Origin of the sequence: Malikia spinosa (genome assembly GCF_002980625.1) — a bacterium.
Classification (GTDB): domain Bacteria; phylum Pseudomonadota; class Gammaproteobacteria; order Burkholderiales; family Burkholderiaceae_C; genus Malikia; species Malikia spinosa.
Map to the genome: position 1 here is coordinate 52,114 of NZ_PVLR01000006.1, position 13,540 is coordinate 65,653.

The 13,540-nt window shown below is 67.1% G+C and carries 14 protein-coding genes; 5 read left to right on the plus strand and 9 right to left on the minus strand.

What is annotated here, in order from left to right:
• Positions 1-91 precede the first annotated feature (91 nt).
• The 3 genes from rpe to C6P61_RS01835 all read left to right on the plus strand — a co-directional run bounded on the left by rpe (position 92) and on the right by C6P61_RS01835 (position 4,534).
• Positions 92-769, plus strand: coding sequence for a ribulose-phosphate 3-epimerase (gene rpe / locus C6P61_RS01825; RefSeq protein WP_105728221.1), 678 nt, complete (start codon positions 92-94; stop codon positions 767-769).
• A gap of 101 nt (positions 770-870) precedes the next feature.
• A complete protein-coding gene (locus C6P61_RS01830; protein WP_170067304.1) occupies positions 871-3,237 on the plus strand; it encodes a methyl-accepting chemotaxis protein in 2,367 nt (788 codons plus the stop codon).
• A gap of 115 nt (positions 3,238-3,352) precedes the next feature.
• The gene (locus tag C6P61_RS01835) at positions 3,353-4,534 is read left to right on the plus strand and encodes an MFS transporter (protein ID WP_105728292.1); all 1,182 of its coding nucleotides are present in this window, start codon (positions 3,353-3,355) and stop codon (positions 4,532-4,534) included.
• A gap of 37 nt (positions 4,535-4,571) precedes the next feature.
• Here the strand turns inward: C6P61_RS01835 and C6P61_RS01840 are convergent, their stop codons facing one another.
• The 6 genes from C6P61_RS01840 to C6P61_RS01865 all read right to left on the minus strand — a co-directional run bounded on the left by C6P61_RS01840 (position 4,572) and on the right by C6P61_RS01865 (position 10,044).
• Positions 4,572-5,345 carry a LamB/YcsF family protein gene (locus tag C6P61_RS01840; RefSeq protein ID WP_105728223.1) on the minus strand — a complete coding sequence of 258 codons (774 nt, stop codon included), beginning with the start codon at positions 5,343-5,345 and terminating at the stop codon, positions 4,572-4,574.
• Positions 5,346-5,359: 14 nt separating this feature from the next.
• Positions 5,360-6,397 carry a 5-oxoprolinase subunit C family protein gene (locus C6P61_RS01845; RefSeq protein WP_105728224.1) on the minus strand — a complete coding sequence of 346 codons (1,038 nt, stop codon included), beginning with the start codon at positions 6,395-6,397 and terminating at the stop codon, positions 5,360-5,362.
• Positions 6,385-7,161 carry a 5-oxoprolinase subunit PxpB gene (gene pxpB / locus C6P61_RS01850; RefSeq protein WP_105728225.1) on the minus strand — a complete coding sequence of 259 codons (777 nt, stop codon included), beginning with the start codon at positions 7,159-7,161 and terminating at the stop codon, positions 6,385-6,387. Before pxpB ends, C6P61_RS01845 begins: the two co-directional genes overlap by 13 nt.
• A gap of 3 nt (positions 7,162-7,164) precedes the next feature.
• Positions 7,165-8,463, minus strand: a complete 1,299-nt coding sequence (locus C6P61_RS01855; RefSeq protein WP_105728226.1) for a TRAP transporter large permease — start codon at positions 8,461-8,463, stop codon at positions 7,165-7,167.
• Positions 8,464-8,472: 9 nt separating this feature from the next.
• Entirely contained in the window at positions 8,473-8,991 is a 519-nt protein-coding gene (locus C6P61_RS01860; RefSeq protein WP_105728227.1) for a TRAP transporter small permease, read from the minus strand.
• 72 nt (positions 8,992-9,063) lie between these two features.
• Positions 9,064-10,044 (minus strand): TRAP transporter substrate-binding protein, encoded by a 981-nt coding sequence (locus C6P61_RS01865; protein ID WP_105728228.1) that lies wholly within the window; start codon positions 10,042-10,044, stop codon positions 9,064-9,066.
• Positions 10,045-10,229: 185 nt separating this feature from the next.
• Between C6P61_RS01865 and C6P61_RS01870 the strand changes: the two genes are divergently transcribed.
• The gene (locus tag C6P61_RS01870) at positions 10,230-10,781 is read left to right on the plus strand and encodes a winged helix DNA-binding protein (RefSeq protein WP_105728229.1); all 552 of its coding nucleotides are present in this window, start codon (positions 10,230-10,232) and stop codon (positions 10,779-10,781) included.
• A 169-nt stretch (positions 10,782-10,950) separates the two neighbouring features.
• Positions 10,951-11,481, plus strand: coding sequence for a single-stranded DNA-binding protein (locus C6P61_RS01875; RefSeq protein ID WP_105728230.1), 531 nt, complete (start codon positions 10,951-10,953; stop codon positions 11,479-11,481).
• A 78-nt stretch (positions 11,482-11,559) separates the two neighbouring features.
• Here the strand turns inward: C6P61_RS01875 and C6P61_RS01880 are convergent, their stop codons facing one another.
• The 3 genes from C6P61_RS01880 to C6P61_RS01885 form a co-directional block, all read right to left on the minus strand.
• Positions 11,560-12,264: a nuclease-related domain-containing protein gene (locus C6P61_RS01880; protein WP_105728231.1), complete on the minus strand. Its 705-nt coding sequence runs from the start codon at positions 12,262-12,264 to the stop codon at positions 11,560-11,562.
• Between the two features lie 206 nt (positions 12,265-12,470).
• Complete coding sequence (locus C6P61_RS17875) at positions 12,471-12,641, minus strand: hypothetical protein (RefSeq protein WP_161124154.1); 171 nt, start codon at positions 12,639-12,641, stop codon at positions 12,471-12,473.
• A 9-nt stretch (positions 12,642-12,650) separates the two neighbouring features.
• Positions 12,651-13,523 (minus strand): pirin family protein, encoded by an 873-nt coding sequence (locus tag C6P61_RS01885; protein WP_105728232.1) that lies wholly within the window; start codon positions 13,521-13,523, stop codon positions 12,651-12,653.
• Positions 13,524-13,540 lie beyond the last annotated feature (17 nt).

Genomic DNA, 13,540 nt, shown 5'->3' on the forward strand with positions numbered 1-13,540 from the left:
TGCCAATCCTAACCAGCTTCGCGCGCTTTGTCGGCTGCAGGGCTGGCCGGGGTGGCTGGCGCAGCGGCGCAAAGCTGCCACAATCTCGCGCATGAGCACCTACCGCATCGCCCCCTCCATCCTCTCGGCCGACTTCGCCCGCCTGGGCGAGGAGGTCCGCCATGTGCTGGCCGCCGGCGCCGACTGGATTCACTTCGACGTGATGGACAACCACTATGTCCCGAACCTGACCTTCGGACCGATGGTCTGCAAGGCCCTCAAGAAGCACGCCTTCAAGCCCGACGGCACGCCGGCACCGATCGACGTCCACCTGATGGTGCAGCCGGTCGATGCGCTTGCCGCCGACTTCGCCGATGCCGGCGCCGACCTGATCAGCTTCCACCCCGACGCCTCGACCCATGTGCACCGCAGCGTGCAGGCGATCAAGGCGCGCGGCCTCAAGGCCGGCCTGGTGTTCAACCCGGCCGAGTCGCTCGACGTGCTGGACTGGGTGATCGACGACATCGACCTGATCCTGATCATGAGCGTCAACCCCGGCTTCGGCGGCCAGGGCTTCATCGACAGCGCGCTGCGCAAGATCGAGGCGGCGCGCAAGCGCATCGAGGCCAGCGGCAAGGACATCCGGCTCGAGGTCGACGGTGGCATCAAGGCGGCCAACATCCGCGGCGTCGCCGATGCCGGTGCCGATACCTTCGTCGCCGGCAGCGCGATCTTCGGCCAGTCCGATTACAAGACCGTGATCGACCATATGCGAGCCGCATTGGCCTGATTGCGGATTTTCTGCCGCGGGCCTAGGGTTTCCCCCAGCCCCCGTTGTCAGTTTTCCGCATGATTGCGGGGGAGAATCTGGTGGCTACCAGGATCTCTCCCATGACTCGTTCGATCAAACCTTCCCGTCTTCTCGGCCCGGGCATTGCCCTGATGCAGCGCTTGCCGATGACGGTGAAGATGCTGGCCATGAGCGCCACCCTGGTGCTGCCGCTGCTGCTCGTCAGCATCCTGCTGGCCAAGTCCTACTGGGATGTCCGGCGCGAGTCGCTGCACGAACTGGCTGGCCTGCAGGTGGTGCGGCAGATCACCCAGCTGGTGGAGCAGGTCGGCCAGCATCAGGGCCGGCTGCGGTTGGCGATGCAGGGCAATGCCAAGGCTCAGTCGGACCTGCCGGCGGCCCGCCAGCAGCTCAAGGCCGCCATGGCGCAGGTGGATCGGGCCGTGCAGGCCGACCCCCAGCTCGAACTGGCGCCGCACTGGACGCCGCTGCGCCAGGCCCTGGAGTCGCTGGCTGCGGCCGATGACGTGACCGAAGCCGATGCGCTGTACGCGCGCCACGGCGAACAGATGGAGCGTCTGCGCCAGCTGATGTCCCTGGTCGGCGAGAACTCGGGCCTGCTGCAGGACGCCTCGGCCACGGGCTATTTTCTGAAGGACATCGTCGTCGAGCGCCTGTTGCCGATGTTCCAGACCGTCAGCCACCTGCGCAACGAGGGCGCGCTGCTGCTCGCGCGCCAGGAGCGCGAGGGCTACAACACCGATCTGGTCAATGCCGCCGTGCGCCTGGGCGGTGGCCAGACCGACGTGTTGCGCGGCCAGCTGAGCCAGGTCGAGGGTCGCATCGTTTCGCTGCAGCGTGCCGACGAGCCGCCGCCCCAGGGCTGGACCGAGTTCAAGTCTGCCGCCGATGGCCTGGTCAGCAAGGTCGGCCTGACCCTGGGCTATGGCGCCTTGAGCGGCGAGCCCGTCGATTTCTATGACGAGGTGTCCCTGGTCGTGCAGGCGCAGGCGGCCTTCGGCCAGGCCACCGCACAACGGCTGCAGGAGCTGCTGCAGTCCCGGGCCGACCAGGCCGTGCGTCGGCTGATCGGTGTCAGCGCCGGCGCGCTGCTGGTGATGCTGCTGCTGGCCTATGCTGTGACGGCCTTCTACCATGCGACCGTGGGCGGGTTGCAGTCGCTCAACGAGGTGATCGATCGCGCGACCCAGGGCGATCTGAGCGGCGTGGTCGATATTCCCGGCCGCGACGAGATGGCCGCCATGGGCGCCAAGTTCCAGCTCATGCTGGCCAGCCTGGCCGGGCTGGTCGCCGATGTGCGCAGCGTTTCGGCCGTGCTCGGCCACATGGGGCAGCAGCTGGTGGGCGACAGCGGCCAGCTCTCCGAGCGTACCCAGTCGCAGGCTGCCAGCCTCGAGCAGGCCACGGCCAGCGTGCGCGACGCCGCCGACACCGTGACGCGCAACGGCGAATCGGTACAGGAGATCAGCCGCGTCGGCGAGGTGCTGCACCGCGAGACCGAGCAGGCGCATGGCCTGATGCAGCAGACCGTGCAGGGCATGGGTACTTTGCAGACCACCTCGCAGCGCATGAACGAGATCATCGGCGTGATCGACGGCATCGCCTTCCAGACCAACATCCTGGCGCTCAATGCCGCAGTCGAGGCCGCGCGTGCCGGCAATGCGGGGCGTGGCTTTGCCGTCGTGGCGGCCGAGGTCCGCAGCCTGGCGCAGCGCACCCAATCGGCTGCCGGCGAGGTGCGCTCGCTGATTGCGGCCTCGACCGGGCGGGTCAAGGCCTCGGTCGCCGAGATCAGTTCGGTCAACGAGGTGATGGAGCGCGTCGTCACCGGCATCCGCGACATCGCCGTGCGCATCGACGGCATGGCTGTCGCCAGCAAGCAGCAAAGCGTCGCGCTGAAGGAAGTGGCGCAGGCGATGGACGAGATCGACCAGGTGACCTACCAGAACGCCTCGATGGCGGATCGCACCAGCAGCCGCTGCGGCCAGCTGATGGACCGCACGTCGGACCTGACCCAGGCGGTGCAGTACATGACGCTGACCCAGGGTACCGCCGATGTCGCGATGCATCTGGCGCAGGCAGCGCTCGATCACATCCGGGCCAGGGGCCTGGAGCGCGCCAGCGAGGATTTCTACCAACCCCATGGCCGCTTCATCGACCGCGACCTCTATATCTTCGTGCTCGACCGCGAGGGCCGCTACCGCGTCATGGGCGCCGATCGCAGCAAGTCGGGCAGCTCGGTCTACGACGCTCCGGGCGTGGATGCCGAACGCCTGTTGCGCGACGCCTGGGAGCGGGTCGATCAGGACGGCGGCGGCTGGATCGAATACAACATCGTCAACCCGCTGACCGGCGACGTGCGCGGCAAGTCCTCCTTCGTGCTGCCGGTCAGCGAGCAGTTGCTGGTGGGTTGTGGCGCCTATCGCAGCGCCCTCAGCAACCACTGAGCCGCGCTTGAGCGAAAATGGCGGCTTCGCCCGCCATCTGCGCGGCCGATCCAGGCCCAGCCTGGTTCCGGTCGCCACCCCCATCGTGCCCGACACCCAGAACGACCCCCATCGCATGACTGCCGGCGAACGCCGCGCCAGTGTCTCGCTCGCCGCTATCTTCGCCCTGCGCATGCTGGGGCTGTTCCTGGTGCTGCCGGTGTTCGCGCTCGAGGCCAGGCGCTATCCTGGCGGCGACGACAGCGCGCTGGTCGGCCTGGCCATGGGCGTCTACGGACTGACCCAGGCCCTGCTGCAGATCCCGCTCGGCATGGCGTCGGACCGCTGGGGCCGCAAGCCGGTGATCCTGCTCGGGCTGGCGCTGTTCGCGCTCGGCAGCGCGATCGCGGCCTGGGCGCCCAGCGTGCAGTGGCTGGTGGCGGGACGCGCGATCCAGGGCGCGGGCGCGATCTCGGCTGCGGTCACGGCTTTCCTGGCCGATGTCACGCGCGACAGTGTGCGTACCAAGGCGATGGCGCTGGTCGGCATCAGCATCGCCTTGATGTTCGCGCTCTCGCTGGTGCTGGCGCCGCTGCTGGCGGCGCAGATCGGCCTGCGCGGCCTGTTCCTCGTGACCCTGGCGCTGGCGCTGACCGGCATGGCGGTGGTGGCCTGGGTCGTGCCGCCCGAGCCGGCCCTGCCGCGCCCGGTCGGTCGGGGTGGCTTGCGCCAGGTGCTGGCCCATGCCGGCTTGCTGCGGCTCGATTTCGGAGTCTTCGTGCTGCATGCGGTGCAGCTGTCGATGTGGATGGCCGTGCCGGCGTTGCTGGTCGAGTCCGGTTTGGCGGCGCCCGACCATTGGCAGGTCTACCTGCCGGCGGTGCTGATCTCGTTCCTGATCATGGGCGGCCTGCTGTTCCGGCTCGAGCGCAAGGGCCATCTGCGCCTGGTCTTCCTGGTCGCCATCGGGCTGATCCTGCTGGTGCAACTGGGCTTGCTGGCCATGGCCCAGGCGCCCTCGCTGGCCGGGGCCGCGCTGCTGCTGTGCCTGTTCTTCACCGGCTTCAACATGCTCGAAGCCAGCCAGCCCAGCCTGGTCTCAAGGCTGGCGCCGCCCGCGCATCGCGGTGCGGCACTGGGCGTCTACAACACGCTGCAGTCGCTGGGCTTCTTCGTCGGTGGCGCTGGCGGCGGCTGGCTGGTCAAGACCCAGGGCGGCCTGGGGGTGTTTGTCGCCTGCGCCGCGCTCAGCGCGCTCTGGTTGCTGATCGCCTGGCCGATGCAGGCGCCGGCCGTGGCCGGGCCGGTGCGGCATTGAGGCAGCAGGGCAGCGCGCGCCTGTGGGTCTGTGCTGCTCAGCCCACCCGGTCCAGTGCCGCCAGACGGTAGCCCGCCTGTTCGAGCGCCTGGCGGATCAGCTGCGCCGTCGCCACGGCCTCCGGGCCGTCGCCATGCACGCAGATGCTGTCGATGCGGGTCGGCAGCCGGTGTCCGCTGGCCGCGACGATGGCCTGTTCGCGCAACATGACCAGCACATGCTCCACGCATTGCTCGGCATCGTGCAGCACGGCGCCGGGGCGCGAGCGCGGCATCAACTGGCCGTCGTCCAGGTAGGTGCGGTCGGCGAACACCTCGTAGCGCACCGGCAGGCCGGCGGCCTCGCCGGCCCGTGCCAGCTCGGAATGCGCCGGTGCCAGCAGGATCAGCGCCGGGTCCAGGCTGTGCACCGCGCGGGCCACCGTGGCAGCGACCGCCGCATCGGCACAGGCGATGTTGTTGAGGGCGCCATGCGGCTTGACATGGCTGACCCGTCCGCCTTCGGCAGTCGCCATCGCCTGCAGTGCGCCGACCTGATACAGGATGGTCGCTTCCAGCTCGGCGGGCGACAGCTGCATCGCGCGGCGGCCGAAGCCCTGCAGGTCGGGGAAGGACGGATGGGCGCCGATGCTGACGCCTTGCGCCAGTGCCAGCCGCACCGTGTTGCGCATGATGAGCGGGTCGCCGGCATGAAAGCCGCAGGCCAGGTTGGCGCTGCTGACGATCTGCAGCAGCGCCGGGTCGTCGCCCATCAGCCAGGCGCCAAAACTTTCGCCGAGGTCGGCGTTGAGGTTGATCAGTCGGGTGGTCATTCCAATGCTCCGGATCAGGCTTCGGCGCGCAGTGCACCGCTGATGAGGTTGTTGCTGTAGAGCGCGTCGAGGTCGATGAAGCCGGCCGGCACGAAGGCTTCGCGCGTGGCCAGCCAGCGTTCCCAGTCAGACAGCTGGGCTTGCAGCGCCAGCCGCGCCTCGGCCAAGCTCACGGCCTGGAACCGCAGCCGCGTGCCGGGCTTGAGGTGGGCCAGCCGTGGCAGGTCGGCGCTGATGACGGTGGCGATCTTGGGGTAGCCGCCCACCGTCTGGCTGTCGGCCAGCAGCACGATCGGCAGACCGTTGGCCGGCACCTGGATCGCGCCGGGTGTGACCGCGTCGGACACGATGTCGGCCGCGGCCGCATCGACATGGCTCAGTGCGCTGCCGCGCAAGCGCATGCCCATGCGGTCCTGCTCGGGTGTGGTTTCCCAATCCTGGCCCAGCAGGGTCGCTATCGCCTCCGGGCCGAAGTGGTCCTGCTGCGGCCCCAGGATGACCCGGATCGGGCCGTCAGGCAAGGTCCAGGGCGTGGCGCTGCGCGATTCCCTCGGGTCGGGTGAGTTCCATCCGCCGCATGGCAGCAGGTCCCCGGGGCGCAGCGCGCGGCCCTGCACACCCTGCAGTCCGGCGCGCCAGTAACTCGAGCGGCTGCCCAATTGCTGTGGCAAGCGGTAGCCACCGGCGATGGCCAGGTAGGCGCAGCCGCTTTCCGCGGTTCCCAGCTGCAGCCGGTCGCCCACTTGCAGGGTGGCGCTCTGCCAGGCGGGCAGGGTGATGTGCTTGCCGTCGGCGCGCAGCCATTTGGCGGCAATCGCGCCTGCCAGCGCCAGTCGCACCGGGCCGGTCTGCACCCGCAGTTCGGTGCCCATGCCACGCAGTTCGAGCACCGCTTCGCTGCCCTGGTTGCCCACCAGGGCGTTGGCCGCTGCCGCCAAGCTGGCATCCAGCCAGCCCGATTGGGGGATGCCCTCGTGCCGGTGTCCACGTCGTCCTTGGTCCTGGATCGTGGTGCCGAAGCCGGGTTGCAGCACTTCGATCATGCCGGACATGTTGGCTCCTCCGCTTGCAGGAAGCTTTCGCGCGGCAGCGCGCCGCTTGGAATCAGCTGCTGCAGTCGTTCGTATTCGTCAAGTGACACGGCGTACCAGCGCACCAGGTCGCCGGCGGCCAGCATGGCCGGCTGCCCGGCCTGTTTCAGGTCGAACAGCTGCACCGGCGTGCGGCCGAGCAGGTTCCAGCCGCCCGGGCTTTCCCAGGGGTAGACCGAGCACATCTCGCCGGCCACTGCCAGCGAGTTGGCCGGCACCCGCTGGCGCGGGCTGGCCAATCTGGGCATGGCCAGTTCAGGCGGCAGGCCGCCCATGTAGGGGAAGCCGGGCAGGAAGCCGATCATGTAGACCCGGAACTGCGCCTCCAGCAGCTTGGCCAGCACCTCGGCCTCGGTCAGCCCCTTGGCTTGCGCCAGCCGCGGCAGGTCGGGGGCGAAGTCGCCTTCGAAGCACACCGGCAGCCGCCAGCGCCGGCCTTCGCGCACCTGTTCGCCGCCCTCGCGGGCCAGCGCCAGCAGGCGTTGGCCCAGCGCCCCGGCATCCGTCGCCAGCGGATCGAAATGCACGCTGAGCGAGCGAAAGGTCGGCACTACATCGCTCACCGTGGCGAACAGTGGGTCGTCGTGGCGCAGCAGCGCGACGCGCTCGGCCAGGCCCATGACACGGGCATTGAGCGTGGCACTGATCTCGCGCCCGAACTCCACCGTCCAGGCAGCATCACCCAGCGCCAGCAAGCGCGGCGCCAGCAAGTCCTGTGTGTCCATGGTTCAGCCCGCCATCTGCTGCGGCAGCCAGGTCACGATGCCGGGGACAAAGTAGATCAGCAGCACGGCCAGCACCATCAGCAGGAACATCGGAATCGAGTGCTTGGCCAGGTAGGTGATTTCCTTCTTGGTCATGCCCTGCAGCACGAACAGGTTGAAGCCCACCGGCGGCGTGATCTGCGCCATCTCCACCACCAGCACGATGAAGATGCCGAACCAGACCGGGTCGATGCCAGCCTTCTCGATCGTCGGCAGCAGCACGCCCATGGTCAGCACCACGATCGAGATGCCGTCGAGGAAGCAGCCCAGCACGATGAAGAAGCCCATCAGCGCCACGATCAGCTGCAGCTGCGACAGGCCCAGGGCGCCAATCCATTCGGCCAGCTGGCGCGGCAGCCCGATATAGCCCATCGACAGGGTCAGGAAGGCGGCACCGGCCAGGATCAGCGCGATCATGCAGTACAGGCGGGTGGCGCCCAGCAGGCTGTCGCGGAACTGGGTCCAGCCCATGCCGCCCTGGACGATGGCAATCACCAGTGCACCGACCACGCCGAGCGCGGCCGATTCGGTCGCGGTGGCGATGCCGCTGTAGACCGAACCCAGCACCGCGCCGATCAAGGCCACCACCGGCAGCAGGTTGCGCGAGGCCTGTAGCTTCTCGACAAAGCTCATGGCCGGGCCGGCCGGCGGAATCTGGCCCGGGTGGAGCAGCGCCCAGACGATGGTGTAGCCCATGAACAGGCCTGCCAGCAGGATGCCCGGCAGCACGCCGGCAATGAACAGCTGGGCAATCGACACGTTGGCTGCCACCCCGTAGACGATCATGATGATCGAGGGCGGAATCAGCAGGCCCAGGGTGCTGGCGCCTGCCAGCGTCGCGATGGTGATGTGCTCCGGATAGCCGCGCTTGGCCAGCTCTGGCAGCGTCATCTTGCCGATGGTGGCGCAGGTGGCCGCCGACGAGCCCGACACCGCGGCAAAGATGGTGCTGCCGATGATGTTGGTGTGCAGCAGCCGGCCCGGCAGGCGCTCCAACCAGGGGGCCAGGCCCTTGAACATGTCTTCCGACAGCTTGGTGCGAAACAGGATCTCGCCCATCCAGATGAACAGCGGCAGCGCGGTCAGGGTCCAGGACGAGGCAGCGCCCCAGATCGTGACGGCCATCGCGTCGCCGACCGGACGGCTGGTGAACAGCTCCATGCCGATCCAGGCCACGCCCGTCAGCGTCAGGCCGACCCAGACGCCGCAACCCAGGATGAGGAACAAGGCTGCGATCAGCAGCGCGGTAATGGTGATGTCCATGACAGGTCCTTATTCGATGCGGGACGGTTCGTCACCGGCCGAGGGGTCGCGCAGTGCTTCACCGCGCAGCAACAGGATCAGGTCGCCCAGGAAGGCCAGCGCGAACAGCGTGGTGCCGACGGCCATGCCGAGCTGCGGAATCCAGAGCGGGGTGGCATCCAGGCCGGAGGAGATGTCATGGAACTCGCGCGACTGCAGCACCAGCCGGATCGAGAACCAGGCCAGCGCGCCCGACATGGCGATCGCCACCGCATGGCACAGGATGTCGAGCACCCGCTGGCCCTTGGCCGGCAGTTGGTTGAGCAGCAGCGTGACGCGGATATGCTCGCCGCGGCGCAAGGTCGGCGCCAGTGCCAGAAAGGCCGAGATGGCCATGCAGTAGCCGGCATAGGCGTCGGCTCCCGGCAGGTCGAAGACCGGATGCAGTCGGCCCAGGATGCTGGCCAGTACCGACAGCAGGGTGCCGACCATGAAGAGCCCGGCCAGATAGCCTGTGGCGCTGAAGAATCGATCGAGCAGTTGGCGCATGGCCTGCCTTTCCGAAAGTGGATTGAAAAACCCCCTCGCAGGAGGGGGTGTCGGTTTGCCGTCCGCTGGCGCTTACTTGCGGAAGGCGTCGACGATGGCCTGGCCTTCGGCGCCAGTCTGCTTGGCCCAGTCAGCCACCATGGTGTCGCCGATCTTCTTGAGCTCGGCACGCAGGGCCGGGCTGCCGGCGTCGACCGTCATGCCGTTCTTGCGCAACTGGTCCAGATACCAGCTGTTCTTCTCGGCGCTGATCTTCCAGCCGCGGGCTTCGGCCTCGGCGGCGGCCTTGGTGACGGCGGCCTGGGTCGGCTGGTCGAGGCCGTCGAAGGCCTTCTGCGACACGATCACCAGGTTCTTCGGCAGCCAGGCGCTGACGTCGTAGTAGTACTTGACCTGTTCCCACACCTTGCCGTCGTAGCCGGTGGCGCTCGACGACATGAAGGTGGTGACGGCGCCCGTGGCCAGGGCCTGGGTCAGTTCAGCCGCCTGCACCGTGACCGGCTGCGCGCCGACCAGCTGCGCGATACGGCTGGTGTTCGGGTTGTAGGCGCGCCATTTCACGCCCTTGAGGTCGGCCACCGACTGGATCGGCTTGACGCTGAAGATGCCCTGCGGCGGCCAGGCCACCGAGTACAGCACCTTGAGGCCCTGCTTGGCCAATGCGGCCTCGGTGGCGGCGCGCGAGATCTTCCAGAGCTTTTGCGCATCGGCATAGCTGGTGGCCAGGAACGGGATCGAATCCAGGCCGAACAGGGCGTTCTCGTTCGAGTAGCCCGAGATGATGATCTCGCCGATCTGGGCCTGGCCGCCCTGCACGGCACGCTTGATCTCGTTGGCCTTGAACAGCGAGCCACCGTCGTGCACCGTGATCTTGAACTTGCCGCCGGTGGCTGCACCGACCTCCTTGGCGAACTGCTGGATGTTTTCGGTGTGGAAGTTCGACGCCGGGTAGCCGGTGGGCATGTCCCATTTCTGTTGCGCCAGCACCTGGCCGCCGAACGACAAGGTAGCGGCTGCCAGGCCTGCAGTAGCCCACTGTTTTACATTGACCATGCTGTACTCCGTTAACGATGAAGGGGCCGGCCGGCGGCTGCCAGTCAGCGGTGTTGAAAACATATCGATGGCAAGATGTTAATAAAACGTTGACGTTTTGTCACTAAGGTTTACCCGTAATCTGCTGCTGTGGTTAACATGAGACGATAGTCATCCATCTTCCCCGTCTACCGAGCTGTCCCCTGATGTCCGCCCCTCCCACCCCCGGCACCCCTGCCAGCGTCCCCGCCAACGACCCGCAGCGCATCGTCACCTCGGCGCACCTGGTGTCGGACAAGTCACCGGAGCTGTCCGAATTCGAGTTCGGCCTGATCATTGCCACCCATGCCTTCAACCGCTGGATGACCCGCTGCATGGGAGCGGCCGGCGTCAAGGACATGACGGCGGTGGATGTGCTGGTACTGCACCACACCAATCACCGGGCGATGGAAAAGCGCCTGGCCGACATCTGCTTTGTGCTCAACATCGAGGACACGCATGTGGTGTCCTACGCGCTCAAGAAGCTCATGGCGGCCGGTTATGTGCGCAGCCAGAAGAAGGGCAAGGAGGTGTTCTTCTCCACCACCGACGCTGGCGCCGCCCTGTGCATGCGCTACCGCGAGGTGCGCGAGGACTGCCTGATGCCGGGTTTCTCGGGCGCGGCGGAGGAAAACCGCCAGCTGGGCGACTTCGCCAAGCTGCTGCGCACGCTGTCCGGTCGTTACGACCAGGCGGCCCGGGCGGCTACTTCCTACTAGTCAAGGTCGATCACGTGCTTTTGCGGTGTCGCAAGGCCGTTGCCGATCTGGCCTGGCCCAGTTGCATCAGCCGTGCGCGGGCCACGAAAACGTGACTTGCGAGCCTGTTGCCAGCGGGTCAAATGCTGCACAATCCCAGCCCTGAACACTGCTTAGAGAGGTCCCCAATATGGCATCCGTCAACAAAGTCATCCTGGTCGGCAATGTCGGCCGCGACGCCGAAATCCGCTACCTGCCCTCGGGCGCGGCGGTCGCCAATGTCACGCTCGCGACCTCGAGCCGGCGCAAGGACCGCAACAGCGGCGAGATGGTCGAGGACACCCAGTGGCACCGCGTCCAGTTCTTCGACCGCCTGGCCGAGATCGCCGGCGAATATGTCAAGAAGGGCCGTCCGATCTACATCGAAGGCCGACTGAAGTACGGCAAGTACACCGACCAGTCCGGCGTCGAGCGCAACACGGTCGACATCATCGCGACCGAGCTGCAGCTGCTCGGTGGCCGCGAAGGCATGGGCGGCGGCGACCGGGGTGGCATGGAAGAGGGCGGCGAGCGTCCGGCCTATACCCCGCGTGCAGCGGCTCCGGCCGCGCGTCCGGCCATGGCGGCTCGTCCCGCCCCGGCACCGCGTCCGGCTCCTGCCCCGGCTGCGGCACCGACCCACAGTGGTTTCGAGGACATGGACGATGATGTGCCGTTCTGACTAATATTCTCTCGATGAGAAAAAAGCCCGGTGCCGTTCGCCGCATCGGGCTTTTTTCTGGCCGCTGGGCGGCAGGATTCAGCTCAGCCAGCTCACGAGCAGGCTCATGATGAGGGCGCCCAACAGCAGGGCCGCCAGCCCGTAAATGATGTTTTTTGCCTGGTTCGGGGCGGGCGTCGGCGCTGGATGCGCTGGCTCATGCCGCCCCGGCGCCGGCTTGGAGTGCGCAGGCTGAGTTGGCGGGTGAGGTTGCGGCTTGTGTTCGGGCTTGGCCTGGGCCTTCGGAGTCGTGAGCTGGGCCACGATGTCCTCGACCTGGGAGTCCGACAGCATCACTTTCTTGAAGCTCTTGACATAGTCGGTAAAGCCCTCGGCGATCACGTTGTCCGGCACTTCGCCTTTCAGGTAGGCCTGGCCGCTGGTGAAGAACACGGCCGGATGGAAGCAGCTGCCGGGCAAATCCAGGGCTTCGAGCAGGGCCTGCACCTCATTGCTGACCTGGCGTACCGGGCTGGGGATTTCGAGCGATTGCTCGCCTCGGTATTGGGTCCAGTTGATGCCGGGGCTGGCCTGGAAAGTGCCGGATTCTGTGTTTTCCTCGATGACAAAGATGCCGTAGTTGGACACGATGACATGATTGGCCCGGGTTGTCGCGCCGCCCGGGTGCCTGATCGTGACCAGGCCGAGCCGACGATAAGCCCGCGCATCGAGAAACAACCAGGGAATATCCTCGATCGAGGTGGCGGCGTAAGGAGCGTAGGCGGTCGCGTGGGGCTGGGGCATAGGGGCTGGGAGTCTGATTCAATCATGCATGGGGTGGGACAGTGGCTGCCACCCGCTTGGTCTCTATAGACGCACTCAATACCGGCATCGTTCCTTCAGCCGGTTTCTATTCAAATTGATGCGTTTTTGGGCGCGCCTGATATGCCAGGCGGCCCCGCAGGCGGCCAGAACCAGGCCGCCGCTGATCATTCCAAGGGTCATCAAATTCATTTTTGCTGAATTTCTGATTCATTGTGCCGAATTAGGCCATAGATACCGCATCGTAGTCGAGCGGCATCGGCCAGGGAACCGGACAGACAAAAAGCCAGCCAGTCTTTCGACTGCTGGCTTTTGCGCAAGGCGGGCGGCAGCGCGAGGTCGCGCTGGGCCGGGCTCATGCTGGGGCTTCAGCCCAGCTTGCCGGCGCGGAAGTCCTGGATCGCCTGGTAGATCTCGGCCTCGGTGTTCATGACGAAGGGGCCGTACTGCGCGATCGGCTCGCCCAGCGGCTGGCCCGCGATCAGCAGCACTCGGGCGTCCTCGCTGGCCTCGATCCGCACGCCGTCGGCGCCCGGTTCGTTGGCCAGGATCGCCATCCGCTGCACTGGTACTGCCTGGCCGCCCAGGCTGACCGCGCCACGATACACATAGACGAAGGCGTTGTGGCTGGCCGGCAGCGCCTGCTCGAAGCGGGTGCCAGCCGGCAGGTGCAGGTCCAGATAGGTCGGTGCGGTTGCTTCGCGCGTCACCGCGCCTGTCACGCCATGGCTTTCGCCCGCGATCACCGTCACTGCCACGCCCTCGGGTGTGGTGAATTGAGGCAGCTCGGCATGCGCGATGTCGCGGTACCAGGGCGGATTCATCTTGTCGCGCGCCGGCAGATTCAGCCAGAGCTGGAAGCCTTCCATCACGCCGGCTTCCTGCTGCGGGATCTCGGAGTGGATCAGGCCGCTGCCGGCCGTCATCCACTGCACGTCGCCGTTCTGCAGCAGGCCTTCGTGGCCCGCGCTGTCGCGGTGCAGCATGCGTCCGGCGATCATGTAGGTCACGGTCTCGAAGCCGCGGTGCGGGTGATTCGGGAAGCCGGCGATGTAGTCGTCCGGGTTCTCGCTGCCGAAGGCGTCGAGCATCAGGAAAGGGTCGAGCCGGCGCTGCAGGTCCTGCGTCAGCACGCGGGTCAGCTTGACGCCGGCGCCGTCCGAGGTCGGGCGGCCGACGATCAGGCGCTCGATGCGGCGCGGCTGGCTGACGACGGTGGAGGGGGTGGCGTTCGGGGTCATGGTCGGCACTTTCCTGA